The sequence below is a fragment of the Hymenobacter jejuensis genome, assembly GCF_006337165.1.
Lineage (GTDB): Bacteria > Bacteroidota > Bacteroidia > Cytophagales > Hymenobacteraceae > Hymenobacter > Hymenobacter jejuensis.
The window spans coordinates 2853825-2878853 of record NZ_CP040896.1; the positions used below are offsets into that span (position 1 = coordinate 2853825).

The 25029-nt window shown below is 52.4% G+C and carries 27 protein-coding genes; 23 read left to right on the forward strand and 4 right to left on the reverse strand.

From position 1 onward, the window contains the following. Window position 1 precedes the first annotated feature (1 nt). The 14 genes from rpmD to FHG12_RS11880 all read left to right on the forward strand — a co-directional run bounded on the left by rpmD (window position 2) and on the right by FHG12_RS11880 (window position 8952). Window positions 2-181, forward strand: coding sequence for a 50S ribosomal protein L30 (gene rpmD, locus FHG12_RS11815; protein ID WP_139515920.1), 180 nt, complete (start codon window positions 2-4; stop codon window positions 179-181). A gap of 11 nt (window positions 182-192) precedes the next feature. After that, a complete protein-coding gene (gene rplO, locus FHG12_RS11820) occupies window positions 193-642 on the forward strand; it encodes a 50S ribosomal protein L15 (protein ID WP_139515921.1) in 450 nt (149 codons plus the stop codon). Window positions 643-654: 12 nt separating this feature from the next. Beyond that, window positions 655-1971: a preprotein translocase subunit SecY gene (gene secY, locus FHG12_RS11825; RefSeq protein WP_139515922.1), complete on the forward strand. Its 1317-nt coding sequence runs from the start codon at window positions 655-657 to the stop codon at window positions 1969-1971. A gap of 2 nt (window positions 1972-1973) precedes the next feature. Then, window positions 1974-2744 (forward strand): type I methionyl aminopeptidase, encoded by a 771-nt coding sequence (gene map, locus FHG12_RS11830; protein ID WP_139515923.1) that lies wholly within the window; start codon window positions 1974-1976, stop codon window positions 2742-2744. 4 nt (window positions 2745-2748) lie between these two features. Continuing rightward, window positions 2749-2967 carry a translation initiation factor IF-1 gene (gene infA / locus FHG12_RS11835; protein WP_139515924.1) on the forward strand — a complete coding sequence of 73 codons (219 nt, stop codon included), beginning with the start codon at window positions 2749-2751 and terminating at the stop codon, window positions 2965-2967. A 9-nt stretch (window positions 2968-2976) separates the two neighbouring features. Next, window positions 2977-3093 (forward strand): 50S ribosomal protein L36, encoded by a 117-nt coding sequence (rpmJ, locus tag FHG12_RS11840; RefSeq protein ID WP_071890035.1) that lies wholly within the window; start codon window positions 2977-2979, stop codon window positions 3091-3093. 25 nt (window positions 3094-3118) lie between these two features. Then, window positions 3119-3496 (forward strand): 30S ribosomal protein S13, encoded by a 378-nt coding sequence (gene rpsM / locus FHG12_RS11845; RefSeq protein WP_139515925.1) that lies wholly within the window; start codon window positions 3119-3121, stop codon window positions 3494-3496. 68 nt (window positions 3497-3564) lie between these two features. Further along, window positions 3565-3957: a 30S ribosomal protein S11 gene (gene rpsK, locus FHG12_RS11850; protein ID WP_139515926.1), complete on the forward strand. Its 393-nt coding sequence runs from the start codon at window positions 3565-3567 to the stop codon at window positions 3955-3957. A 144-nt stretch (window positions 3958-4101) separates the two neighbouring features. Continuing rightward, complete coding sequence (gene rpsD / locus FHG12_RS11855) at window positions 4102-4707, forward strand: 30S ribosomal protein S4 (protein WP_139515927.1); 606 nt, start codon at window positions 4102-4104, stop codon at window positions 4705-4707. A gap of 67 nt (window positions 4708-4774) precedes the next feature. Further along, the gene (locus FHG12_RS11860; protein WP_139515928.1) at window positions 4775-5764 is read left to right on the forward strand and encodes a DNA-directed RNA polymerase subunit alpha; all 990 of its coding nucleotides are present in this window, start codon (window positions 4775-4777) and stop codon (window positions 5762-5764) included. Window positions 5765-5953: 189 nt separating this feature from the next. Beyond that, window positions 5954-6541: a 50S ribosomal protein L17 gene (rplQ, locus tag FHG12_RS11865; RefSeq protein WP_139515929.1), complete on the forward strand. Its 588-nt coding sequence runs from the start codon at window positions 5954-5956 to the stop codon at window positions 6539-6541. Window positions 6542-6750: 209 nt separating this feature from the next. Further along, window positions 6751-8022: a phosphopyruvate hydratase gene (gene eno / locus FHG12_RS11870; RefSeq protein ID WP_139515930.1), complete on the forward strand. Its 1272-nt coding sequence runs from the start codon at window positions 6751-6753 to the stop codon at window positions 8020-8022. Window positions 8023-8096: 74 nt separating this feature from the next. Then, a complete protein-coding gene (locus FHG12_RS11875) occupies window positions 8097-8411 on the forward strand; it encodes an FtsB family cell division protein (RefSeq protein WP_139515931.1) in 315 nt (104 codons plus the stop codon). Between the two features lie 70 nt (window positions 8412-8481). After that, on the forward strand, window positions 8482-8952 hold the full coding sequence (locus tag FHG12_RS11880; RefSeq protein ID WP_139515932.1) for a hypothetical protein: 471 nt from the start codon (window positions 8482-8484) through the stop codon (window positions 8950-8952). 85 nt (window positions 8953-9037) lie between these two features. On the opposite strand, the gene hscA is transcribed toward FHG12_RS11880, so the two are convergent. Further along, window positions 9038-10897, reverse strand: a complete 1860-nt coding sequence (hscA, locus tag FHG12_RS11885; protein WP_139515933.1) for a Fe-S protein assembly chaperone HscA — start codon at window positions 10895-10897, stop codon at window positions 9038-9040. 430 nt (window positions 10898-11327) lie between these two features. On the opposite strand from hscA, the gene FHG12_RS11890 reads away from it, so the two are divergent. The 4 genes from FHG12_RS11890 to FHG12_RS11905 all read left to right on the forward strand — a co-directional run bounded on the left by FHG12_RS11890 (window position 11328) and on the right by FHG12_RS11905 (window position 16747). Beyond that, on the forward strand, window positions 11328-13433 hold the full coding sequence (locus FHG12_RS11890) for a DUF4331 domain-containing protein (RefSeq protein ID WP_139515934.1): 2106 nt from the start codon (window positions 11328-11330) through the stop codon (window positions 13431-13433). Window positions 13434-13510: 77 nt separating this feature from the next. Further along, window positions 13511-14845, forward strand: coding sequence for a tetratricopeptide repeat protein (locus FHG12_RS11895; protein WP_139515935.1), 1335 nt, complete (start codon window positions 13511-13513; stop codon window positions 14843-14845). A gap of 42 nt (window positions 14846-14887) precedes the next feature. Further along, window positions 14888-15541: a HupE/UreJ family protein gene (locus tag FHG12_RS11900; protein ID WP_139515936.1), complete on the forward strand. Its 654-nt coding sequence runs from the start codon at window positions 14888-14890 to the stop codon at window positions 15539-15541. A gap of 468 nt (window positions 15542-16009) precedes the next feature. Then, entirely contained in the window at window positions 16010-16747 is a 738-nt protein-coding gene (locus tag FHG12_RS11905; protein ID WP_230471101.1) for a murein L,D-transpeptidase catalytic domain family protein, read from the forward strand. A gap of 84 nt (window positions 16748-16831) precedes the next feature. On the opposite strand, the gene FHG12_RS11910 is transcribed toward FHG12_RS11905, so the two are convergent. The 3 genes from FHG12_RS11910 to FHG12_RS11920 form a co-directional block, all read right to left on the reverse strand. Next, window positions 16832-17893 (reverse strand): Ldh family oxidoreductase, encoded by a 1062-nt coding sequence (locus FHG12_RS11910; protein WP_139515938.1) that lies wholly within the window; start codon window positions 17891-17893, stop codon window positions 16832-16834. 69 nt (window positions 17894-17962) lie between these two features. Beyond that, window positions 17963-18922, reverse strand: coding sequence for a Ppx/GppA phosphatase family protein (locus tag FHG12_RS11915; RefSeq protein WP_139515939.1), 960 nt, complete (start codon window positions 18920-18922; stop codon window positions 17963-17965). A gap of 154 nt (window positions 18923-19076) precedes the next feature. Further along, entirely contained in the window at window positions 19077-19964 is an 888-nt protein-coding gene (locus FHG12_RS11920; RefSeq protein ID WP_139515940.1) for a class I SAM-dependent methyltransferase, read from the reverse strand. Window positions 19965-20073: 109 nt separating this feature from the next. On the opposite strand from FHG12_RS11920, the gene FHG12_RS11925 reads away from it, so the two are divergent. The 5 genes from FHG12_RS11925 (at window position 20074) to glf (ending at window position 24703) form a co-directional block, all read left to right on the forward strand. Next, entirely contained in the window at window positions 20074-20562 is a 489-nt protein-coding gene (locus FHG12_RS11925) for a DinB family protein (RefSeq protein ID WP_139515941.1), read from the forward strand. Between the two features lie 57 nt (window positions 20563-20619). Further along, the gene (gene dapF, locus FHG12_RS11930) at window positions 20620-21414 is read left to right on the forward strand and encodes a diaminopimelate epimerase (RefSeq protein WP_139515942.1); all 795 of its coding nucleotides are present in this window, start codon (window positions 20620-20622) and stop codon (window positions 21412-21414) included. Between the two features lie 75 nt (window positions 21415-21489). Beyond that, window positions 21490-22005 carry a GNAT family N-acetyltransferase gene (locus FHG12_RS11935; RefSeq protein ID WP_139515943.1) on the forward strand — a complete coding sequence of 172 codons (516 nt, stop codon included), beginning with the start codon at window positions 21490-21492 and terminating at the stop codon, window positions 22003-22005. A gap of 211 nt (window positions 22006-22216) precedes the next feature. Continuing rightward, a complete protein-coding gene (locus FHG12_RS11940) occupies window positions 22217-23479 on the forward strand; it encodes a glycosyltransferase family 1 protein (RefSeq protein ID WP_139515944.1) in 1263 nt (420 codons plus the stop codon). A 48-nt stretch (window positions 23480-23527) separates the two neighbouring features. Continuing rightward, window positions 23528-24703: a UDP-galactopyranose mutase gene (gene glf, locus FHG12_RS11945; RefSeq protein ID WP_139515945.1), complete on the forward strand. Its 1176-nt coding sequence runs from the start codon at window positions 23528-23530 to the stop codon at window positions 24701-24703. Window positions 24704-25029 lie beyond the last annotated feature (326 nt).

A 25029-nucleotide genomic window follows, 5' to 3' on the forward strand; every position in this document is an offset into this window, starting at 1 on the left:
GATGACGCAGATCAAGATTAAACTTATAAAAAGCGTTATTGACCGCCCTGAGCGTCAAAAGCGTACCGTCAAGGCTCTAGGCCTAGGCAAAATTGGTAGCGAAACGGAAGTTGAGAATACTCCGCAAGTTGCTGGAATGGTGGCTAAAGTACAGCACCTATTAGAAGTAACTGAACTCTAGGACGCATCAACATGAATCTCAGTAATCTCCAACCTGCCGAAGGCTCAGTTCGCAATAACAAGCGTTTGGGCCGTGGTACGGGTTCAGGCCGCGGTGGTACATCGACGCGCGGTCACAAAGGACAGAAATCTCGCTCGGGTTATTCAAAGAAATCAGGATTCGAAGGCGGCCAAATGCCATTGCAGCGCCGTGTACCTAAATTCGGTTTCAAAAATATCAACCGTATTGAGTACAAGGGCATAAACATTGATGTACTAGCTGATTTAAACGAAAAAGATAGCTCTTCCACAATTATGGATGCTGCCTATTTTGTGAAAGCTGGCTTAGTATCAAAAAATACCAAAATTAAAATCTTAGGTCGTGGTGAAATCACTACTGCTTTAGAAGTACATGCCCATGCTTTCTCAAAGTCTGCTGTTGAAGCTATTGAGAAAGTAGGAGGTAAAGCTGTGACGCTGTAAGCCTAAAAGGCAATGAACAAGTTCATCACAACGATTAAGAACATTTTTGCGATTGAGGATCTGCGTGCGCGGATTCTCAATACGCTTTTTTTCATTGCCATATATCGGCTGGGTTCTTACGTTGTATTACCCGGCGTAGACCCTACCCGGCTGAAACAGGGCGCTCAGGGACTATTCGGCATACTTGATACTTTGCTAGGAGGAGCCTTTAGTCATGCTTCAATCTTTGCATTGGGCATTATGCCTTATATCTCGGCTTCTATCGTTTTACAGCTATTAACGATAGCAGTTCCTTATTTCCAAAAGCTCCAGAAAGAGGGGGAATCAGGACGTAAGAAGATCAACCAATATACACGTATTCTGACCATCCCAATTGTAATGGCTCAGTCGATCGGTTTTATAGCTACGATCAATGCTGAAGCTATTATTAATCCTGGGCCTTTCTTCACATTCTCAACGATGATTATCATCACCGCTGGGACTCTGTTTTGTATGTGGCTTGGCGAAAAAATCACTGACAAGGGCATAGGTAACGGTATATCCATGATCATTATGATCGGGATAGTGTCGCGGCTTCCTGGTGCCATTATTGGAGAAGCTGCTGCTAAAGGTATGCGTGGTTCTTTGATCTTCTTGATTGAATTAGTAGTGCTGTTTTTAGTAGTTATGGCTGTTATAGTCTTGACTCAAGCGGTTCGCCGAATTCCTGTGCAGTATGCGAAACAGATTGGTAGTGCTACACAGTTAAATGCACAACGGCAATTTATACCGATGAAGGTTAATGCTGCGGGGGTAATGCCCATTATTTTCGCTCAATCGTTGATGTTTGTTCCTGCTATTGTAGCTTCCATATGGCAGAATGATAGTGATACTGCTAGCTATATTGGCGTTAAGTTTTCAGATTACACTTCATGGCAGTATAACCTTGTATTTGGTCTGCTTATTATAGTCTTTACTTATTTCTACACAGCAATTAGTGTCAACCCTAACCAAATTGCAGACGATCTAAAGCGTAGCGGTGGTTTTGTACCTGGTGTTAAGCCAGGCCGTGATACTTCTGAATACATTGACGAAATATTAACTCGTATCACCTTACCAGGTGCTGTTGCCCTTGCTTTGATTGCTATTTTCCCTGCTTTAGCTTTATTAACAGGTGTAACAAGACCATTCTCAGCTTTTTACGGTGGTACATCTTTAATCATCATGGTAGGCGTAGTTTTGGATACATTAAATCAGGTTGAAAGCTACCTGCTAATGCGTCACTACGATGGAATGATGAAGTCTGGTAAACTCAAGGGCCGTACGCAAAATATTGCGATGGCTTCTTAAATATGATAGTCTATAAGACCGAAGAAGAAATAGAGCTTATTCGAGTAAGTGCAAAAATTCTGGCTCAAGCCCACGGAGAAGTGGCGGGCATGATAAAAGAAGGAGTTACTACTCGACAGCTTGACCAGCGTGCTGAAGAATTCATTCGGGACCACGGCGCTCAACCTTCTTTTAAAGGTTACAATGACTTTCCTTTTAGCCTTTGCATATCTCCTAATTCTGTAGTAGTACACGGTTTTCCTAGTGATTATACTTTGAAAAGCGGTGATATAATTTCAGTTGATGCAGGGGTTTTTTACAACGGCTATCATTCCGATAGCGCTTACACTTACCCAGTAGGGGAGGTGGCACCTGAAGTATTAAAGTTACTGGAGGAAACCAAAAAATCACTTTACGTTGGTATCGAGCAAGCGGTAGCAGGTAATAGGATGGGCGATGTAAGTTTCGCAATTCAGAATCATGTTGAAAAACAAGGTTATGGAGTAGTACGCGAGTTAGTCGGCCATGGAATTGGTGAGAAGCTTCATGAACGTCCTGAGGTTCCGAACTATGGTAAACGTGGTTCAGGACTTAAGTTGCAAACAGGACTTGTGATTGCAATTGAGCCAATGGTGAATCTAGGGACTAAAAATGTTGTTCAAGAGAAAGACGGTTGGACCATTCGTACTAAGGACAACAAGCCTTCAGCTCACTTTGAACATACAGTAGTAGTACGTAAAGACAAAGCTGAAATTCTGACGTCTTTCGAATACATAGAAAAAGCCTTACAGTAGCCATATGGCAAAACAATCCTCCATTGAGCAGGACGGTACGATTCTAGAAGCCCTTTCTAATGCGATGTTTCGTGTTGAACTGGAAAATGGACACCAAGTCGTTGCTCACATTTCAGGCAAGATGCGAATGCATTATATCAAAATCCTGCCGGGGGACAAGGTGAAGCTAGAAATGTCGCCCTATGACTTGTCAAAAGGCCGAATTGTTTATCGTTACAAATAACCCGACGACATGAAAGTCAAAGCGTCCGTAAAGAAGCGCAGCGTTGACTGTAAAGTAATTCGCCGCAAAGGCAAGCTTTACGTCATCAACAAAAAGAACCCACGTTATAAGCAACGTCAGGGTTAGTAGCACCAGACTTTTTAAAAAGCACATGGCTCGTATTGCAGGGGTAGACATCCCAGATAACAAGCGCGGTGAAATCGCGTTAACCTACATTTTCGGCATCGGTCGTTCTGCAGCTCAGAAAATTCTGAATCAAGCTGGCGTTGATCTGAACAAGAAAGTGAAAGACTGGACGGAAGCTGAGGCTGGTGAAATCCGTAGCATAATTGCTGCAGAACACAAGACTGAAGGCGTTTTGCGTTCGGAAGTACAATTGAACATCAAACGTTTGATGGACATTGGTTGCTACCGTGGTTTGCGCCACCGCAAAGGCCTCCCCGTTCGTGGCCAGCGTACTAAGAATAATTCTCGTACGCGCAAAGGCAAACGGAAAACCGTTGCCAATAAGAAGAAGGCTACTAAATAAACTGTAGCGGGAATCGGCTCTTGTTAATAACATGGAGCCAACAACTTCCGTGGTTTCGCGATAACTAAATGGCACAAAAGAGAAAAGACAAAGCCAAAAAGCGCGTTGTTGTAGTTGAGCAAGTAGGTCAAGTACACATCAAGGCTTCATTCAACAATATTATTATCTCTATTACCAACAACAATGGCCAAGTAATTTCTTGGGCCTCTGCTGGTAAGATGGGATTCAGGGGTTCTAAAAAGAATACCCCATATGCAGCTCAGATGGCTGCTACAGATTGCGCGAAAGTGGCCCATGACCTGGGCATGCGGAAGGCTGAAGTTTTTGTAAAAGGTCCAGGTGCTGGCCGTGAGTCAGCAATCCGTACACTTCAAAACGTGGGCATTGAGGTAACTACCATCCGCGACGTAACGCCGTTGCCGCACAACGGCTGCCGCCCACCTAAGCGTCGTCGCGTCTGATATAATGAACTGGTGAACTACCTGCTGAGCAGGTGGGTTTGCCCAAGGTGTCGGGTTTCTGATGTGGCTTACATTAAATTGTATGTTACATCCAAGAGGCCCGACACGTCTAGTTCAACCCCTTCAAAACTCAATATCCCTGAAATGGCACGTTATACCGGTCCAAAAACCAAAATCGCTCGTCGCTTCGCAGAGCCGATTTTCGGTCCAAGCAAAGCGCTTAACAAAAAGAATTATCCTCCGGGTCAACATGGCCGTGGCCGCCGCAAAAAGCAGTCGGAGTATGCTATCCAGTTGATGGAGAAGCAAAAAGTGAAGTACATGTATGGTGTGCTTGAAAAACAGTTTGAAAACCTGTTCCATAAAGCAGCAACTTTACCTGGCATTACAGGTGACAACTTGCTGGCTTTGCTAGAGTCACGTCTTGATAATACGGTTTATCGTCTTGGCGTAGCTCCTACTCGCCGTGCAGCCCGTCAACTTGTATTGCACAAGCATATCACTGTTAACGGTGAGGTAGTTAACATTGCCTCTTATAAGTTGCGCGCTGGCGATATAGTCGGCGTACGTGAGAAGTCGAAGTCGCTTGAAGCTATCACTACGAGCTTAAGCGCTCGCAATGCGCGTGCTTTCTCTTGGTTAGAGTGGGATGGCAAGGAAATGATAGGCAAGTTCTTGAACGCTCCCTCACGCGAACTGATCCCTGAGAAAATCACGGAACAGCTCATCGTAGAGCTTTACTCGAAGTAATAACGAGCCCAATAGATATTGGGCCTTTTCTTCGTTTTTTCCTTGTTGAATATTTAACGCCCCACTTATGTCAATCTTAGCTTTTCAGATGCCGGAGAAAGTTGTGATGGAGAAATCCGACGACTTCTACGGAACATTTGAATTTAAACCGCTGGAGAAAGGCTACGGCGTCACGATCGGCAATGCATTACGCCGAATCCTGCTGTCGTCGCTGGAGGGCTACGCCATTACGTCTGTCCGCACACCTAGCGTATTGCACGAATTTTCGACCATCGAAGGGGTGATCGAGGATATGTCCGAAATCATTCTGAACCTGAAGATGGTTCGCTTCAAGAAAGTAAGCGATGCTATCGAAGATAAGATCACGGTTCGCGTTAAAGGTCAGGAAACATTCACAGCCGGTGATATCGATAAGTTTACCAACGGGTTTCAGGTTTTGAACCCAGAATTGGTAATCTGCAATGTAGATCCTAGCATCGAACTGGAATTTGAGTTTACTCTTCAGAAGGGTCGTGGTTACGTACCTGCGGAAGAAAATAAGCCTGCTGATCAGGTTTTCGGCCAGATTGCAATTGACGCCATCTTCACGCCTATAAAGAATGTGAAGTACAGCATTGAAAATACTCGGGTAGAACAGAAAACTGACTACGAAAAGCTGCTGATTGAAATTCAGACGGATGGTTCAATTCATCCTGAAGAAGCACTAAAAGGCGCTGCTAACATCCTGATCCAACACTTCATGTTGTTTTCGGACAACACGATGACCTTTGAAACAGCCAAGGCTGAAGAGGAGGAGACCGTAGATGAGGAGACGCTACATATGCGCAAAGTCCTAAAGACGCCTCTTGCGGATATGGATTTGTCAGTACGTGCTTACAACTGCCTCAAAGCTGCGGATATCAAGACCCTTGGGGACTTGGTACAGTTGGATATGAGCGACATGATGAAGTTCCGTAACTTTGGTAAGAAGTCTTTGACTGAACTAGAAAATCTAGTGGAAGAAAAGGGCTTAACCTTCGGAATGGATTTGGGCAAATACAAGCTCGAAGAAGATTAGTATTGTGTGCTGATTATCAGTTGATTGCTACAGTTAAACTGTGGTAACCAACTGATAATCAGCACTTTGTTTTTAAGCATTTCTTAATCGTTATGCCCAAGATGTTGCGGTTCTAATGTGATGACAACCTTTTTGTCATCCGCCGTGGTCGCAACATGCAAGCATACATTTTACATTTAGTACAACACCATGAGACACGGTAAAACAATTAATCACTTAGGCCGCACCGCTGCACACCGCAACGCCATGCTGTCGAACATGGCTTCTTCGTTGATTCTGCACAAGCGTATTTCAACGACAGTAGCAAAAGCTAAAGCTCTGCGCAAGTTTGTAGAGCCCCTGCTTACCAAATCGAAAAACGACACCACCCATTCGCGTCGTTTAGTATTCTCGACTCTTCAGAACAAAGAATCGATAAAAGAGCTGTTTGGTAACGTAGCAGCTAAAATTGCTAATCGCCCGGGTGGCTATACTCGTATTTTGAAGCTAAGCGAGAATCGTCTTGGCGACAACGCCGAGATGTGCATCATTGAGTTGGTTGATTACAACGAAACGATGTTGGAAGCAAAAACTGCGAGCGAAGCTAAGGCTACAACTCGCCGTTCACGCGGTCGTAAGAAGGCCTCGGCTACCACCGAAGCTGCTCCAGCTGGTGAAGCAGTAGCTCCTGCTGCTGTGGTTGAAACTTCTGCTCCAGAAGATACAGCTACCACCACTTTGCATAATGAGGAAACTCGTGATGAAGCGAAGGCTGCCGACGAAGAAGCTGCTTCTTAGTCTACATAATCACATTCAAACAAAAAGGACGTGCCTCACAGCACGTCCTTTTTGTTTCTACCATTTCTTGAACTGCGATTTTGCGTTATACAAAGGGCGGCAAATCGGAAATGAGTACCTTACTGCCCTCGAAACGGCAGTTTCTACGTAGCAAGAAACCAATGCTGTCTGAACTATAACCTTCATCTTTCACCTCATTCTTTCTCAACATGAGCATTATCTCAGCCATTCATGCCCGTCAAATTTTTGATTCACGCGGTAACCCTACTGTGGAAGTGGATGTAACCACTGAAAATGGCGTAGTAGGGCGTGCAGCAGTGCCATCAGGCGCTTCTACTGGCAAACACGAAGCCGTTGAGTTGCGGGATGACGACAAGTCGAAATTCATGGGTAAGGGCGTTCTCAACGCCGTAGAGAATGTGAACAGTAAAATCGCCGAGGAACTCGTTGGGTTTTCGGTATTTGAGCAAGGACTGCTCGATAAGATAATGCTGGAGTTGGATGGTACTCCCAATAAGGCTAACCTCGGGGCCAATGCTATTCTGGGAGCTTCGTTGGCGATAGCTCGTGCGGCAGCTCAGGAAGCGGGTATGCCTTTGTATCGTTACGTGGGCGGTGTAGGTGCTACTACTATGCCAGTACCGATGATGAACATTCTCAACGGTGGTTCTCATGCCGATAACTCCATTGATTTCCAGGAATTCATGATTATGCCCGTAGGGGCACCTTCTTTTTCAGAAGCTTTGCGTTGGGGTACGGAAATTTTTCACCACCTTAAAAACGTTCTCAAGAAGCAAGGACTTAGCACCAACGTAGGTGACGAAGGTGGCTTTGCCCCCAACATCAAGTCGAACGAGGAAGCTATTAAGGTGGTATTGCAGGCTATCGAAACGGCTGGGTACAAGCCGGGCGATGATGTGATGATCGCTATGGATGCTGCCACATCAGAGTTCTATGAAAACGGCCATTACCACTTCAAAAAGAGCACTGGTGACAAGCTGACTTCTTCGGAAATGGCTTCTTTCTGGCAGGACTGGGCCAATAAATACCCCATCATCAGCATTGAGGATGGCATGGACGAAGACGACTGGAGCGGTTGGAAACAACTCACCGATAGCATTGGCTCGAAGGTACAGCTGGTAGGCGATGACCTGTTTGTGACGAACGTAACCCGCTTGCAGCGTGGCATCGACGAGAAGATTGCCAATGCCATCCTAATCAAAGTAAACCAGATCGGTACGCTGACCGAAACCATCGACGCCGTTAACCTAGGCCGTCGCAATGGGTACAAGAGCATCATGTCGCACCGCTCGGGCGAAACGGAGGACAATACCATTGCTGACTTGGCAGTGGCTTTGAATACGGGCCAGATTAAGACGGGCTCCGCATCGCGCTCCGACCGTATGGCTAAGTACAACCAGCTTCTTCGCATCGAAGAAGAGCTGGGCGAGGTAGCTTACTTTCCTGGCAAGAAAATGTAGGCAATAGTTGCCTGCACTATGAAAAAGGGCCGACTCTGCTACGCAGGGCCGGCCCTTTTGCTATCTTTGGCATTATGCGAGCAGTTGATGTCTTTGATCGTATTCCCCGCTTTCTGCGCAGTTTCTACTTCCTGACCGGAGCTGGTTTCCTGTTGTGGATGTTTGTGTTCGATGCCAACGACTTCGTGAAGCAGTACGACATGTACGACAAGTGGCACGAGCTGCAAGGACAGAAAGAATATTACCTGCAAGAAATTGAGAAGGTAAAAAAGGACCGCGCCGAACTGCTGAGCAGTCCGGAACTCCTCGAAAAATTTGCCCGCGAGAAATATATCATGAAACGGCCTGGCGAAGATGTATTCGTCTTAGTGCCGAAAGAAGCCGAATAACGGCTTACTCACCATAATTACGAAAGCCACGGACAGCCGTCCGTGGCTTTGTTTTTGATACAGACTGCCAATGACTACGACGTCACACACGCCCCGCGGAGTATTACGCAAACGCCACAAAGGTCTAATGCTCACGGCCTTGCTCTGTATTTTGCTAGTATTGCCTGTTGCGGCTTCGCAGCCCTCGCAAGTGCAGGTGGCTCGGCAGTTTCTGATGGCCATTTTGCGCGGGGATTATCCCAAGGCGTATGCCTTGCTCGCACCAGAAGTGGTTGCAGCGGTATCTCCAGCGCAGTTTCGGTCGGCGGCTTTACCTTTGCACGAACAGGGACGTCGCTACGGACAACCCATTGATCTCTATAAGCTGGGCGTACGGATCGAAGACAGCGGCAACGCACGCTTTTTCTACTCCTTCCTGTTCAAAAACGATACGCTGAATTCCGTGCCCAAAGTACAGCTCGACGTAACGTTCCGCGATTCGACCGCTACGCGCGTGCTTAGCTTCGGCATGATTCCCGCATTACAGACAACAAGCAAGTAGGCTGCAAGCGCAAGCCCCGTGTATAAGTATCTGATTGTCAATCACTTATACACGGGGCTTGCGCTTGCTATCAAATCAAAAGCACCTACTCGATTTTCTTGCCGGCCATAGCTTGCTTGATGGAAATATTCATCACGCGCTCGGCAAAGGGGCGAGTGAGTTCCTCAAGCTCATCGACAGCTTTCAAGATGGTATCCTTGTCGTTGGTCGCGAGGGCATCCTTTAAGTTTTGCGAGTAAGCCGCAGTCTGGGTGATTTCGTCTTCGGTGAGGTACTGAGAATTCTTATCGACAAAGCGCTCCACCTGATACACCATCTGCTCGGCTACGGTGCGGGCCTCCACTACCATGCGGGCTGCTACGTCTTCCTTGGCGTGTATCAGCGAATCCATGAGCATCTGCTCTACTTGCTCGTCGGTGAGGCCGTATTGGGGCTTGATTTCAACGGCCTGCCGCGTATTAGAGCGCAATTCGATCGCTTCAACTTTCAGAATGCCGTCGGCATTGAGAATGAAGTTCACGTCTACTTTGGGCAAGCCCGCCGGCATGGCCGGAATGCCGCGCAGATCAAACTCGGCCAGCTTGCGGTTCTCTTTTACCAAATCCCGTTCGCCCTGATAAACCGAGATTTTCAGATTGACTTGTCCGTCGACGCTCGTCGTGTATTGGCGCCCGGCTTTGGTAGGAATCTTGGAATTACGCGGGATGATAGGGTCCATTAGGCCCCCCATGGTTTCGATGCCGAGCGTGAGCGGCGTTACGTCCAAAAGGAGGACGTCGCGGCGATTGCCCGCCAAAATGTCGGCCTGAATAGCCGCTCCCAGGGCCACTACTTCGTCGGGGTTGAGGGAGTTGTTAGCGGGTTGTTGAAAGAATGCCGAAACGCTGTCGTACACAAGCGGCACGCGAGTAGAACCGCCTACTAACAGCACAGCATCCAGGTCTTGGGCGGTGAGCTTAGCATCGGCCAGCGCTTGGCGGCACGAAGCAATGGTGCGATCGACCAAGGGCTGAATCAGGGCGTTAAACTTCTCCTTTGTGAGCGGAAGCTCATTGCCGTTGAATACCGCCAGAAAATCGTCGTGCTCGCTTAAGTGCCGCTTGGCTTGCTCAGCCAGCAAGCGAAGCTGTTGCTGACCAGCCTGATTATCGTGGAGAGCAGTGGCTAATCCATAATCGCTTGTCCAGTAGTCAATTATGGCTCGGTCGAGGTCGTCGCCACCCAGAAACGTGTCGCCGTTTGTACTGAGGACTTCAAAAATCCCCTGCTGAATGCGCAGAATACTGATGTCGAAAGTGCCGCCGCCGAGGTCGTATACCGCCACGGTTTTCTCTTCATCCGGACTAAGGCCGATGCCATAGGCCAGCGCGGCGGCAGTGGGTTCGTTAACGATGCGGAGCACTTCAAGGCCCGCCAGCCGGCCGGCGTCGCGGGTAGCTTGGCGCTGCGAATCGTTGAAATACGCCGGCACCGTAATTACGGCGCGGTTGACGGGTGTTTTGAGCGCATGCTCGGCCCGGGTCCGCAGTTCCTTCAGGATTTCTGCTGAAAGCTCAATAGGGGAGTAGAAGCGGTCGCCAACCCGGATTTTGACCAAGCCTTCCGTGTTGTCGTCGATGATCTTATAGCCAAACTGCTCGGCGTGCGTGCCCAAGTCCTTGTAGGATTTGCCCAGCAGGCGCTTCACCGAGTAAATGGTGTTGTGCGGATCGGTCAGGAGGTATTCTTTGGCGTCGTTGCCTACAAGGGGCTCGCTGCCGTCGGGCGAGAAGTACACCACGGAAGGCACGATCGTGCCCCGGCCCTGATCGTTGATCGCGACTGGGTACCGGCCATCCGGATGGATGTAAGCGACCAGGCTGTTGGTGGTGCCCAAGTCGATGCCCACAATGATTTCTTCCTGCTGAATGCTCCCGGTAGAGAGGTTGATTGCGACTTTAGCCATAACAGAGTACTAGCCGCGCCGCAGGGGCGCCGCATGGATGAGACAGTAATAGAACAGCTGATACTGCCAAACCGCTCCGAGAGCGCAAAAGTAACGAAGAAAAGCCGGGGCCTGAAAAAGCCGGACCGGATACCGGCGCTTTGCATCGAAACCAGGTTAAAATATTGTATATTATATTCTGAATATACACGATAGGCTGTTGAGTTCAGCTGTGTACGCGTGGGACTCAAAGCCAAGGTTGCGCCTCCTGTACAAGCCGACCGGGTTGCCGGTTCAGCTTCTGAATTTGCCTGCTTCGCTCTGCCATTAGGTCTGCTTTTGTCGCCGCATACCTGCCGCTATGTACCGCTGGCCGATCTGTATCGTTCGGCAGCTGGGTGAATGTGCTGATCGCGTTTGTATTCGTTATTTCTTCAGCCCTTTTATTGTCATGGTAAAGCTCTTTACCCTGCCAGTGTTTCGTGTGTCGCTTGGCGCAGCTATAGCAATCGCGGGTGCACTGGCTTGGGGCGGACAACACCCCCGCGTGGAGGCTTCAAGCCACCGCGAAGCTCCGTTGATTGCCGACGATCCGTTAGCCGACAACACCGACCTGTACGCTTTCCGCGACCCTAACAACGCGGAAATGATCAACATCATCGCCAACTACATTCCGCTGGAGCTGCCACAGGGTGGTCCTAACTTCAACAACTTCGGCGAGAACGTGCGCTACGAGATTCACATCAAAAATGGCAAGAGCAGCGATGTAAACAAGGACGATATCACCTACCGCTTCACCTTCACTCGCACCAACGAAGACCCCAGTACGTTCTTCAACATCCGGCTGGGCAAGCAAAACCTCAAAGCAACCTACAAGCTGGAGCAAAGCCTGAACGGTGGGGCCTCATTTACTACGCTGATACCTGCGGGCCCAGTGCCGCCCACCAACATAGGTCCACGCTCCATATCTGGCGCGGCGGGCTTAGGTGCTGCTGATTATAATGCATTGATAACCAATGCTATACAAACGGTGGGCACGATGAAGGTGTTTTGCGGCCCAGTCGACGACCCGTTCTTCACCGACCTAGGCAGCATCTTCGATATAGGCGGTGTGCGGGTGGCTGGAAGCGCACGCGATGGGTTGGCCAGAAAGAACACCCACACCATCGCGATGCAGATTCCAATTTCGACTTTGCAGAAGGCAGGCAAAACCGGAGCAGCGGCAGCCAATATTCTGGATAGCGACTATATTATCGGGGTGTGGGCTTCGGCCAGCCGTCCGGCGTTACGCACCCTCAACGCTGATGGTACCCAAACCCACACCGGCGACTGGGTGCAGGTGTCACGCCTGGGCATGCCCCTGCTAAATGAGGTGATCAATCCTGTTGGCTCCAAGGATGCTTGGAACGCCAAAACCCCCTACAACGAGAACCCCGTTACGGAAGACTACCTGTCCAATCCGGAGTTGGGTCTGTATACAGCCGAAGGCGCTGGGTATTACGGCACCGCTGTGCCGGGCCTTGCTCCCTTGCGCATTCAGCGGGCCACCTTGGTTACGACTACCAACCCAACTGGCTACGACTTTGCCAACACCAAGAATGGGGTATCGGCCCTCTTGGGCAGCACGGCCACGGCAAGCACTGCCTTCGCCCGCGTAGCGGACGGTGGCTTCGGGGAATACCTGCTGCGGACGGGCAAGCCTCGCTCAGTCGACCTACTGCCTATCTTTCACACCGGCGTCCCGAACCTGCCGCCCTATCAGCTGTCTACGGGCAAAGCGGTCGGCAATCCCCTTTCACCTGGCAAACCATTCATTAATAACTTCTTACCCTTAATTGATGGCAACCCTTTGGCGGGCGGCAGTGTAGGTGGCGACATGCTACGGCTAAATATGGCCGTGCCCACTACGTCCCGCAACTCGGCCGCTTTCAGCTCAGAAGGGTTGTTGGCTGCTGCGGTGCTGGGCCTGACGGTGTCGCCATACAAGGATAGCCCCAACCTAGAATTCATTCCGAACATGGACGGCTTTCCAAACGGGCGCCGGCTGGAAGACGACGTTACGCGCATCGAGTTGCAGGCCGTGGGCGGTATCGTGCTGGCAGTCATTGGGTTCCCATTTGAAGACAATGCGCGCTTGGGCAGCGAAATCGCCTTTACGACGAATGTCGAGAAGAACGACACCCTTTTCAAAACAGCTTTTCCGTACGAGCAATCGCCGTGGTCTGGCACCAAAGTGCAGGCTACAGTCACATCGCAGCGCACTGCGTCGGGCCTGAATTTGCAGCCCGCGCCGGTCAGAGTGGCTCAGAACTATCCGAACCCTTTTACCGATCAGACTACATTTCACTACGAAGTTGGCGTGAAAGGGCCATTGACGCTGACGATCAGCGATATGACGGGTAGGTTGATTGCCACCGTAATGAAAGACAAAATGCATAAGCCGGGTGCGTATGACTTCACTTGGCGGGCCGATAAGCTGGGAGCCGGCGTGTATGTTGCCACGGTTTCGACCGGCAAAACTGTGCTGCAATCCGTCAAGCTGGTGCACCAGCGCTAACGGTTGTTATTGCTTGTCGCGAACAAGGGGCTGAACCTGAAACTTAGGTTCGGCTCCGCTTTGGCTTGCTTCTAGTCGTGTGTATTTTTCGCAAATATCTGTCTGTCAGCCTATTGGTGCTGTTCGGAGCGGCGGTGGCGGCGCTGTTTGTGTTCCGCAGGCCCCAACCCATACCGATGCTAAAGGAGCGCCACGGCGACTTGGCCGCGGGCGGCGAATGGCTCAATACCAAAAACGCCATCGGAGGACTGATGGCCAGGCTGCGCGCCAACCCCGACGACATCAAGGCTAAAGTGCTGCTGGCCGAGGCATACATGCAGGAAGCTCGCATCACGGGCGACCACCTGTATTACGACATGGCCGCGATGCAGCTGCTTAACGAAACACTGGCTAAAGAGCCTCAAAACTTCGAAGCTCTGTGCTGCAAAGCCTCTTTGTGCCTAACACAGCACCACTTCTCGCAGGGCCTAGAGGTAGCCCAACGTGCCGCCGAGATTAATCGCGACAACGCCTTTGTCTATGGGCTGCTGTGCGATGCCAACGTGGAGCTGGGGCGTTACCCGGAGGCCGTCCGGATGGCCGACAAGATGAATCAGGTGCGGCCCGATTTGCGGGCGTATTCGCGCGTATCATATCTGCGCGAGATCTACGGCGATCTGCCTGGCGCTATCGAAGCAATGGATATGGCCGTAAAGGCCGGTTATCAGGGCCTTGAACAAACCGAATGGGCCCGCGTTGCGCTAGGCCATCTGTACGAAACTATGGGCCAGTTGCCCCAAGCCGAGGACTGCTACCAGCATGCGCTGATGACACGGCCGTACTATGCCTATGCGCTGGCCGGCCTGGGCCGCATCGAAAAGGCCCGCCAAAACTATCCGGCTGCCATCGACTATTTCCGCAAGGCCCGCGCTACAGTGCAGGACTTCGCTTTCGCCGACGAGCTGGCCGATCTCTACCTGCTTAACCACGAGCCGGATAAGGCCCATGCAATGGCTCAGGAATCCATCAGGATGTTGGCTGCGGCTGCCAAAGATGCTGACAACAACGAGCTAATGGGCCACTACGCCGACCGCGAACTGGCGTATGCCTACCTCAAAACTCATGAGTTGGATCAGGCCCTAGAACATGCCAAAATCGAGTACGACCGCCGCCCCGATAACATCGACGTCGAGGAAACCCTGGCTTGGGTACACTATAAGCGCGGAGAATACGGGCAAGCCAACGCTCTGATTCGTAGGGCATTGCGAACCAACTCGCAAAACCCGGTGCTGCTCTGTCGTGCCGGGCTGATTGCAAGCAAAAGTGGCCAGCCGGACGAAGGCCAACGCCTGATTCGTAAGGCGCTGGCTATCAACCCCTTCCTAAATATAGACTTGGCCGACGAAGGCAAGAAGCTGTTAGCCACTAACTGATTTTCGGCGCGGATCATCATGTTTACTCGCAACTCATTCGCTATGAGCCGTTTAACTTTCCCGTTGGCTGTAGCGATGCTGCTGCCCCACGTGGCAGCGGCACATATACTGGACGTAGACCTGAGCAAGCTTTCGCGCGCCGACATCATCTGGACGTACACCAAGCTCGGCTACATGCACATCCTGCCCTTGGGCCTCGATCATATATTGTTTATACTCAGTATCTTCTTTCTGGAGCCCCGCCTCAAGCCAGTGCTCTGGCAGGCTACGGCTTTCACCGTGGCCCATTCCATCACGTTGGGGCTAGCCCTGTACGGGCTGATCACCCCGCCCACGGCCATCGTGGAGCCGGTTATTGCCTTATCTATCCTGTTTGTAGCCCTCGAAAACATCTTCACCGACCGACTGAATCCGTGGCGAGTTGCGGTAGTTTTTGGCTTTGGTCTGATTCACGGCATGGGTTTCGCCAGCGCGCTGACCTCACTGGGGCTGCCGCGGGCGCTGTTTTTTCAGTCGTTGGTTTCCTTCAATATAGGCGTCGAGCTGGGGCAGGTCACTGTAATTGTGCTGGCTTGGCTGTTGGTTGGTTACTGGGCGGGCGCGAAGCCTTGGTACAAAGCGCGCGTGGTAGTGCCCGCCTCCGTTGCCATCGGGCTGATTGCCGCATATTGGACTGTTGAGCGGGTGTTTTCTTAGCCGAAAAAGCCTGGGGCCGACGACTTCGGAGCCCCGATTATGAACAACTGAATTATTCTTCCTGATTCAATGACTATAAATATTCAATGACTATAAATATTTATTAATCAGTATTTTGTAAGAGCCAAGTTGCTCGCGCAGCGAAGCTTTTTGCGGAGAAGGCGAGAGAAAAAATAAAAAAATTATTGGATCAAAATAAAGTGAAAGGCCGCGGTCAGCCTCTCAGACAGGGAATTAATTATACATTGTAAATGTTGAATGCTTTCCCAGCCGTCAGGATTGCATCATCTGACATTTGAGTTACGTATAGTCGTTCAGCGGTTTAGGTCTGCGCGGCCAACCGTATTTTCTTACGCCTTGAAACATTCGTGATAGATGGAAAAGCCAAATGTAGTTCACCGTCAGCGCCTCAAGCGCCGTGCCCGTCGAGCCATGCGGCGTCTTCTGCCTTTTGTAGCCTCCTTGTTTATGGCAACGCCCCTGGCGACGCCCGTGGGCAAGACGATGGCTAATCCGACAGGAGTGGAGATGAAGATGCCGACGGCGAAGCAAATGCAGGAGTCGTTTTTCGACCAGCGCATGCACGATCTTTACCGCAACCTCAATGTAGAAGCCCAAGGCTTACGGTACGAGGTGTTTGCAAAAGCCGTGACTGGCTACCTCAACCTGAAGCAGGATAACAAGCTGGGTGACAAGCAGTTGCTGACAGTCGTTGACTTTGAGCTGCCTTCCACCGAAAAGCGTCTGTGGGTGCTGGACCTTGCCCAAAAGCAAGTGCTCTTCCATACGCTGGTTGCCCACGGGCACAACTCGGGCGAAAATGTAGCGACCAACTTCTCAAACGAGAACGAGTCGAACATGAGCAGCCTGGGCTTTTACGTGACGCGCGACGAGTATCGTGGCAAGCACGGCCGTTCGCTTAAGCTGGACGGTGTTGACGAAGGATTCAATACCAACGCGCTAGAGCGGTCGGTGGTCATGCACGGCGCCGATTACGTGAGCGAAGATTTTATTCGTCAGTACGGACGCTTGGGTCGTAGCCTCGGCTGCCCAGCGCTGCCCATGGACCAGTATGAGCAGATTATTGATACCGTAAACGGCGGTACCTGTTTGTATCTCAACGGTTCGAACCCAGAGTATTCTTCGAAATACCTGAACGAAGACGTGGCCATGACGGCTGTGTTGGGTAGTAACCAACTGATCTAGATATACATAACACCCAGTAAAAAGCCCGGCCGCAACATAGCGGCCGGGCTTTTTACTTTATCCGGCAGGCAGGTTTGATGCCGACTAGAGCGACAAACCAAATTTCTTTCCTACAGTTTCCAGATCCTTCACTACCGGCTCCAGCAACGGAATGCCATCGAGCAAGCGGTGTTGCGACGTCTCGCGTTCCGGATCACCGGGAATCAGCACCCGATGGCCCTCGATGGCGTTGGCGTTGCGGAACGTGGTGATCCAGTTGTCCATGTGGGCTTTGAACTCGGCGGCGGGGCGGAAAGCATCAACCCGCATCGCGCCGAAGAAGTGACCAATGCCCTGCCCCACCGGATCGGCGGGCGGCTGCAAGAAGGCTACGAATGGCGGCACCCACGGCCCATAGTTTGCTCCCGACAGCACGGCCGAGAAAATATCGACGATGCTGCCCAAGCAATAGCCTTTGTGAGAGCCGGTTTCGCCGCCCAGCGGCAGCAGCGCCCCGCCGTCTTTCAACTCATTGGGGTTGGTCGAAACGTTGCCGTCGCGGTCCTGAATCCAGCCGATGGGAGCGGGTAGTTGCTTGCGCTGCAACATTTCCAGCTTGCCATTGGCTGCCGTAGTGGTGGCAAAGTCGGCCACAAAATCGGGTTGATCGCCGGCCGGCACCGCTACCGCAATGGGGTTGGTACCCAGCAAGCGATCGAGCGAGTAAGTGGGCGCCACCAGCGGGCTGGCGTTGGTCATGGCCATTCCGATCATGTCGTGGGCCAGCGCTTTCATGGCGTGGTAGCCTGCAATACCGAAGTGGTTAGAGTTCTTCACCGAAACCCACCCGGTACCCGCCACCCGGGCTTTCTCGATGGCTACGTTCATGGCTTTGGGTGCCACAACCAAGCCCAGCCCGCCATCGCCGTCCACGACGGCCGTACTCGGCGTTTCGTACACCACGCCTACGCGCGGGGTGGGGTTGATGCGCCCCGCTTCCCACAGCCGCACGTAGCCGATGAGCCGGGCCACGCCATGCGAATCGATGCCCCGCAGATCGGCCGCAAGCAGGGTTTCTGTTGCGAGGGTGGCGTCGGCATCGGGGCAGCCGATGCTTTTAAACACAGACTCCGTGAAGGCGAATAAGGTATTGTAGGGAAAAAGCACGCAGCAAAATGTTAAATGTTTATTACATTAAATACTTTATGGTCAAGTGTTTATGTAATTGGCTGATCTTCAATAACTGTTGTTCTTATTCAGGATTTCAGCCAGTAGTCCTTCCTTCAAGGCAAAAGCCGACGCGCGGATGCTCGTAAAGCCATAAGCCTTCAGCACGTAGTCGATCAGAACGCAGGCCACCACAATCATGTCGGCCCGCAGTGGCGTCATGCCGGGCATGCTTAGGCGTTGTTCGTGGGTGCTGTGCAGCAGTTGCTCGTAGCTCAGGTAAAAGCTCTCGACTGTGATGGTGGTTTCGGGCGGAATATTGGGGCCGCGCTCGGCGCCGGCGCGAGCCGCCTGCAAGTCGCCAAGCGTATCGAAGGTGCCCGACGCCCCGACTAGTCCAACCGGCTTGTACTGCTTCACCGCCGCCGCAAGCGGCTCCAGCACCGTGGCCAGGTATTCTTGTTCGGCCTGTACATCGGCGGGCAGGAGCGGATCTTGGTGGAAAAACATATCCAGCAAGCGCTGCGCCCCGATCTCAAAGCTTCGCTTCCAGAAGATGGTAACCTCGTCGGCAATGATAAACTCCACGCTGCCGCCCCCAATGTCCATGAGCAGATGGGGCTGCGGGCCCAGCGGCACCGCCGTCCGGATGCCTTGGCAGATCAATTCGGCTTCGCGCTCGCCCGGAATGACATCGACCTTGATGCCCGTTTGCTCAAAAATATCCTTCACCAGCTCCGGCCCGTTGCTGGCGCTGCGTACGGCGCTGGTGGCCGTGGCGCGCACTTCCGTTGCCTGATGCAGCTCGATTTCCTCCTGAAAAGCCGCCAGCGTGTGCAGCGCCCGCGTGTAGGCTTCCGGCGCGATCTCGCCCCGGCTGATGCCGCCTTCGCCCAGCTTTACCCCAATTTTGGTACGCAGCAGCACCGCCGGCTCGGTGTGCCGGGCTTCCGGCAGCTCCACAATCAGCAGGTGGAACGTATTGGTACCCATGTCGATGAGGGCGAGGCGTTTATGTTTCGTCGTCATAGCTGGGAGGCGGGGCTTGTGGCAGTAGATAAGAACCTACAATATGGAAAGGATATGAAGCTTAACAAGTGTTGGCTGCGGGCAACGTAACGGGCTTATAATCAATACATTGATTATAAGCCCGTTACGTCCGGTCAAAAGTTGCTGAGCGGCGCTACCCGCCCGTGCTGAACCGGCAGAAGGTGCCCAGCGGCAACTTGCGCTGCCCTTGGTCGTGCAGGTATATTTCGCCGATTTCGCGCTGGCCTTGGCTTTGAGGGAAGATTTCGGAAACGAGGTTTTCCAGGATCAGCGCCGAGAAACCAAGCGAATACAGGTTGATCAGAAAGAAATGATCCTCGGGGTCAAGCAGCTCTTTGCAGAGTTTGAGCATTTCGTTTAGCTCATCTTCCAACTGCCATTTCTCGCCGTTGGGGCCGCGGCCGTAAGCGGGCGGATCGAGGATGAGGCCTTGGTATTTGCTGCCGCGCTTTACTTCGCGCCGCACGTATTTCATGGCGTCTTCCACGAGCCAACGCACGCCGTCGAGGTTGCTGGCTTCCATGTTGTCGCGGGCCCAGAAGTTGACTTGCTTCACCGAGTCGAGGTGCGTTACGTCGGCGCCGGCGGCTCGGGCCGCCAGCGTGGCGGCGCCCGTATAGGCAAACATGTTTAGCACGCGCGGGGCGGTGGCTTGGCGTCGTTTGGTTTGCTCATAAATAAACTGCCAGTTGGGGTCTTGTTCCGGAAACAGCCCGACGTGCTTAAACGACGACAGCCCCAGCCGGAAGCGCAGGCGCAGGCCGGCTTGGTCGTAGTTGATGATCCATTGCTCGGGCATGCCGGGCTTCAGCTTCCATTGGCCGCGCTCTTGGCTGCCTTTTTCGCGCGTGAAGGTGGCGTGGGCGCGCTGCCATTCGCTGGCGGGCAGGTGCGGGTCCCAAATGGCTTGAGGCTCGGGCCGCGCCAGGATGTAGCGACCAAAACGTTCGAGCTTTTCAAAATTGCCGGCATCCAACAACTCGTAATCGGGCCAGTTTCCGGTGGTCAGGAAGGAATACATAACTTTCAGAAAAACCGCCGCCGGGCGGGCCGCCAAAGGTAGGACATTGAAGCTGAACGCGGTGCGCCTGCTTAGGGCAAGGTAGTAAGCGTCATATAACCAATTGTTTATGCACGAGATAGAGATTACCCGCATGCTCGATCAGCTCCGGCGCGCCTTCGATGGCGAAGCGTGGTCGGGGCCTTCACTGATGGATACGCTCGCCCATATTAATGCTGAGCAGGCTGCCGCCCGGCCCATTCCTCAGGCGCACAGCATTTGGGAAATTGTGCTGCACGTTACGGCTTGGGTCCGGACGGTGGAGCGCCGCATTGCTCAAAATGAGAAGATCGATTTGCCCGCTTCCGAAAACTGGCCGCCGGTACCAAACCCGGCCGACGATGCTGCTTGGCAACTGACGCTCGAACACCTGCAAGAAGCCCACCGCGAGCTAACCGGCACGGTAGCCGGCCTCTACGACAACGACCTGAACCGTCAGTTCGCTTCCGACTGGGATCGGCCGCAGGGTCCATCGTATTACGTTCTAATTCATGGGGTTGTGCAGCACAACCTTTACCACGTCGGACAAATTTCGCTGCTCAAAAAAGCGTTTACCTAATTGGCTGGCCGCCGCAAAAGCGGCGGCGCGGTGTACCTTTGTGCTTTCGTTACTTCCATGAGGCTTCCTTTTCACAAATACCAAGGCACCGGCAACGATTTCGTCATGATCGACGATCGCGCGCACCAGTTCGATGCTACAAATCACGCGTTGGTGCGCTTTCTCTGCGACCGCCGCCGCGGCATCGGCGCCGACGGCCTGATTCTGCTGCACAAGCACGCCGATTTCGACTTCGAGATGGTGTATTTCAACGCCGATGGCTATTTAGGCTCAATGTGCGGCAACGGCGGGCGGTGCACCGTAGCGTTTGCGCATCAGCTGGGGGCAATTCAGGCGGAGACCAAGTTTCTGGCCGCCGATGGTCCCCACGAAGCCCATATCGAAGCCGACGGCACCGTGCACCTGCGGATGCAGGACGTGGCGGGCCAGCAAGAGATCGAAAAGGACGACATCTTCCTCGACACGGGCTCGCCGCACTTGGTGCGCTTTCTGCCGTCGAGCCGATTGGCCGAGCTCAACGTGTTTGCCGAAGGCCGTGCCGTGCGCTACAGCGAGCGCTTTCGCGAAAAAGGCACCAACGTCAATTTCGTCGAGATGCCGCTCGTGGCCGGACAGCCTTGGCAGGTACGCACCTACGAGCGCGGAGTAGAAGACGAAACACTGTCGTGCGGCACCGGCGTCACGGCCGTGGCACTGGCGGCCTCGCGCCGTGGCGCGGCCAGCCCCGTGCAGTTGCGCACGCCCGGCGGTGACTTGCAGGTGTCTTTTCAGGTACGCCCCGATGGCTCTTTCACCCAAGTGTATCTGAGCGGCCCGGCTACCAAAGTCTTCGAAGGAAATATTGAGTTGTAAGCTGTTTATCCTATTTCATAAATATTTGATAATCAATTGTTTATGAAATAGAATCGTTGTTAATTACTTTAAAATTTGCTTCAATCCGACACCATTCTGCTCAGAGCGCTCGAAGACACCGATCTGGAGTTTTTGTATGCGCTGGAGAATGACCCCGCCATCTGGGGGGTGTCGGATACGATGGCGCCCATTTCGCGCTACACGCTTCGGCAATATCTGGATCATGCCGGGGCCGATTTGCAGGAAGTGCGGCAACTGCGCCTAGTTATTTGCGCCAGCTACGACGGGCACCCGGTCGGCACCATCGACTTATTTAACTACGAGCCGCTGCACCAGCGAGCAGGCGTGGGCATCACCGTGCTGGCGAGCGAGCAACGACGCGGCTACGCCCACGCTGCGCTGGCACTTCTGCTACAGTACGGCCGCGACCACCTGCGTTTGCACCAGCTCTACTGCACAGTAGCAAGCCGTAACGAAGCCAGCGCCCGGCTTTTTCGGGGGGCGGGGTTTCGGCGGGTCGGTACGCGCCGCCAATGGCTGCGCACGGCCTCCGGCTGGGACGATGCCATTGAATTCCAGTGCTTGCTGTGAGTTGAGCGCCTAATAGCAAGTTTTTGGAAAAGAGGCATTTATCTCTTATTTTAGCTTGGTTTCGACCTGCTGAGTATGCGCTGCATGTCGTGATCTGAGGCGCTCAGTATCCTTTTCAGGGCAACCTGCGTATACAATAAGCGCTGCGGAACCGGAAGCCTGCCTAAACGGGTGTTTTCCGGTTCAGACCTTACTTTCTACCTTCTTTGATATGCCGCTCTCCAACTCGGCGGAGGCACCACCGCGTACCTCCTCCAGCACTACAGCCAAAGACCTACTCTCTACTACGACCGATTCTACTACCGCAGCACCTATTCATAACCTGCCCGATTTGGTGTGTTTCGCACACTTGCATTGGGACTTCGTGTGGCAGCGTCCACAGCACTTATTATCCCGCTTTGCACAGCAAGGCCGCGTATTTTACGTTGAAGAGCCCTTTATCCACCACGACCAGACGGCACCTGATTTCGCCCACATCGAAGTCAAAGACCGTCAGCACGATCTGAAAGTAGTGGTGGCCCATTTGCCGGCAGGCTTGTCGGAAGACGACGCCAACCAGTTGCAGGCCAAATTGCTGTCGCGGTATTTTGCCGAGAATAAAATTGACCAGTTCGTAGCATGGTACTATACGCCCATGGCATTGCCCAAATCGCGGCATTTGCAGGCGGCGGTGACCATCTATGATTGCATGGATGAGTTGGCAAACTTCAAGTTTGCCCCGCCCAAGCTACGCGAACTGGAGCAAGAGTTGTTTGAACGTGCCGATCTCGTGTTTACGGGAGGCCAGAGCTTGTACGAAGCCAAAAGCAAGCAGCACAACGATGCGCACGCTTTTCCGAGCAGCATCGACAAAGATCATTTTGGCTTAGCGCGCACCGAAATCGCCGAGCCCGCTGATCAGGCTTCCATCCCAAGCCCGCGCGTGGGATTCTTTGGAGTAGTCGACGAACGCCTTGATATTGAGTTACTTGGCCAGCTAGCCGAGGCGCACCCCGAGTGGCAGTTTGTGGTAATTGGCCCTGTCGTTAAGATTGATCCGGCTACTTTGCCCAGTTTCACCAACATCCATTATCTGGGTGGCAAGGATTATAAGGAACTGCCTTCGTACTTACGGGGTTGGGATGTAGCAACGTTGCTATTCGCTGATAACGAGAGCACTAAGTTTATCTCGCCCACCAAGACGCCGGAGTATCTGGCAGCCGGCAAGCCCGTAGTGAGCACACCCATTCGGGACGTAGTGCGGCCCTACGGCGACCTGAATTTGGTGCAGATAGCGGCAACCGCCGAGGAGTTTGGCAAGGCCATCGAAAAGGCCCTGGAGCAGCGCCACGATGCCGACTGGCGTAGTCGCACCGACGTCTACTTGGATACCATTTCATGGGATCTGACGTGGCAGGGAATGGTGGACTTGATGCAGAAGAAGTTGAATTCCAACCCCAGCGGCCTGAACGGAGCCGGTGCGGACCAGGCTTAACATATCCGTTCGGATCGCTCTTTTCTCACTACCAAGACAGGCTTAGCTATGTTTGATTATCTCATCGTCGGAGCCGGGTTTGCCGGCAGCGTACTGGCCGAGCGTTTGGCCACCCGCTCTAATAAGAAAGTCCTCATTGTGGACAAGCGTAACCACATCGCTGGCAACGCCTACGACCATTACAACGAGGAAGGCGTGCTCGTACATAAGTACGGTCCGCATATTTTCCACACCAACTCCAAAGACGTATTCGAATACCTCTCCAATTTTACCGACTGGCGCCCTTACGAGCACCGCGTACTGGCATCCGTCGACGGCCAATATTTGCCCATTCCTATTAACCTGGATACCATCAACAAACTCTACGGTCTGAGCCTAAACAGCTTTGAGGTAGAGCAGTTTCTGGAGTCGTTGGCCGAAGAAATTCCGGTTATCAAAACGTCGGAGGATGTGGTAGTAAGCAAAGTAGGCCGCGAACTGTACGAGAAATTCTTCCGCAACTACACGCGCAAGCAGTGGGGCCTTGACCCGTCGGAGCTGGATAAGTCGGTGACCTCGCGCGTGCCTACCCGCACCAACCGCGACGGTCGCTACTTCACCGATACCTACCAAGCCATGCCGCTGCACGGCTACACGCGTATGTTTGAGCGCATGCTGGACCATCCCAACATCAGCATCATGCTCAATACCGATTACCACGACATCATGGATTTCATTCCGTTCAAGGAAATGATCTTCACGGGTCCGGTTGACGAGTATTTCGATTTCAAATTTGGCAAGCTGCCGTACCGCTCGCTCGAGTTTAAGCACGAAACGCTTAATACAGAGCAGTTTCTGCCGGCCCCGGTAGTCAACTACCCCAACGAGCATTTGTACACTCGCATCACGGAGTTTAAAGCCCTGACTGGCCAGCAACATCCCAAAACCAGCATCGTGTACGAATATCCCAAAGCCGAAGGCGATCCGTACTACCCAGTGCCGCAGCCCGAAAACGCGGAGCTCTACAATAAGTACAAAAAGCTGGCGGATTCCACCCCCAACGTTCATTTTGTAGGCCGTTTGGCTACCTACAAGTATTACAACATGGACCAAGTGGTGGCGCAAGCCCTGACTTTGTACAAAAAACTGACCGACAAAGTGGAGAAGGCCGCCGAAAAACCGTCGATTACGGGTTCTACTTCCATCATGGAGAAACTCGTGCCGCGCGATCCGGCCAAAGAATAGTTGTCAAGCATAACTATCAGTATTACTGATGGTTATGTTAGGTGCTTGTTTTAGGCTTGTGCTCTGCTTGCTAAATGGTAACGCCTTCGGGCCAACATCCGACAAAAGGCGTTACGGCTTGGAACGACAGAAAAAAAATTAGCCGTGAGAGCTTGTTCATTCTGGCTCCAACTTCTCCGCTGACCTGTCAATAGGTCTTATTTGCGAAACCCTGCACACTCTTTGAGGTAGCAGGGTTTCGTCGTTTCGGGGGCCGGGGCGTCGATATGGCCGGGAGTTTCCCGAAAAACGCCGTAAATTTGAGGTGCGCCCCGGCGTTTCAATTA

Coding starts and splice junctions, on each gene's coding strand:
- FHG12_RS11920 (WP_139515940.1), bottom strand. CDS start 19,964: ATGTATTCCTTCCTGACCACCGGAAACTGGCCCGATTACGAGTTGTTG.
- rpmD (WP_139515920.1), top strand. CDS start 2: ATGACGCAGATCAAGATTAAACTTATAAAAAGCGTTATTGACCGCCCT.
- FHG12_RS11890 (WP_139515934.1), top strand. CDS start 11,328: ATGGTAAAGCTCTTTACCCTGCCAGTGTTTCGTGTGTCGCTTGGCGCA.
- glf (WP_139515945.1), top strand. CDS start 23,528: ATGTTTGATTATCTCATCGTCGGAGCCGGGTTTGCCGGCAGCGTACTG.
- FHG12_RS11900 (WP_139515936.1), top strand. CDS start 14,888: ATGAGCCGTTTAACTTTCCCGTTGGCTGTAGCGATGCTGCTGCCCCAC.
- FHG12_RS11940 (WP_139515944.1), top strand. CDS start 22,217: ATGCCGCTCTCCAACTCGGCGGAGGCACCACCGCGTACCTCCTCCAGC.
- eno (WP_139515930.1), top strand. CDS start 6,751: ATGAGCATTATCTCAGCCATTCATGCCCGTCAAATTTTTGATTCACGC.
- FHG12_RS11905 (WP_230471101.1), top strand. CDS start 16,010: ATGGCAACGCCCCTGGCGACGCCCGTGGGCAAGACGATGGCTAATCCG.
- rpsD (WP_139515927.1), top strand. CDS start 4,102: ATGGCACGTTATACCGGTCCAAAAACCAAAATCGCTCGTCGCTTCGCA.
- FHG12_RS11925 (WP_139515941.1), top strand. CDS start 20,074: ATGCACGAGATAGAGATTACCCGCATGCTCGATCAGCTCCGGCGCGCC.
- FHG12_RS11875 (WP_139515931.1), top strand. CDS start 8,097: ATGCGAGCAGTTGATGTCTTTGATCGTATTCCCCGCTTTCTGCGCAGT.
- infA (WP_139515924.1), top strand. CDS start 2,749: ATGGCAAAACAATCCTCCATTGAGCAGGACGGTACGATTCTAGAAGCC.
- rplQ (WP_139515929.1), top strand. CDS start 5,954: ATGAGACACGGTAAAACAATTAATCACTTAGGCCGCACCGCTGCACAC.
- rpsK (WP_139515926.1), top strand. CDS start 3,565: ATGGCACAAAAGAGAAAAGACAAAGCCAAAAAGCGCGTTGTTGTAGTT.
- FHG12_RS11860 (WP_139515928.1), top strand. CDS start 4,775: ATGTCAATCTTAGCTTTTCAGATGCCGGAGAAAGTTGTGATGGAGAAA.
- rplO (WP_139515921.1), top strand. CDS start 193: ATGAATCTCAGTAATCTCCAACCTGCCGAAGGCTCAGTTCGCAATAAC.
- rpmJ (WP_071890035.1), top strand. CDS start 2,977: ATGAAAGTCAAAGCGTCCGTAAAGAAGCGCAGCGTTGACTGTAAAGTA.
- hscA (WP_139515933.1), bottom strand. CDS start 10,897: ATGGCTAAAGTCGCAATCAACCTCTCTACCGGGAGCATTCAGCAGGAA.
- secY (WP_139515922.1), top strand. CDS start 655: ATGAACAAGTTCATCACAACGATTAAGAACATTTTTGCGATTGAGGAT.
- dapF (WP_139515942.1), top strand. CDS start 20,620: ATGAGGCTTCCTTTTCACAAATACCAAGGCACCGGCAACGATTTCGTC.
- FHG12_RS11915 (WP_139515939.1), bottom strand. CDS start 18,922: ATGACGACGAAACATAAACGCCTCGCCCTCATCGACATGGGTACCAAT.
- FHG12_RS11880 (WP_139515932.1), top strand. CDS start 8,482: ATGACTACGACGTCACACACGCCCCGCGGAGTATTACGCAAACGCCAC.
- map (WP_139515923.1), top strand. CDS start 1,974: ATGATAGTCTATAAGACCGAAGAAGAAATAGAGCTTATTCGAGTAAGT.
- rpsM (WP_139515925.1), top strand. CDS start 3,119: ATGGCTCGTATTGCAGGGGTAGACATCCCAGATAACAAGCGCGGTGAA.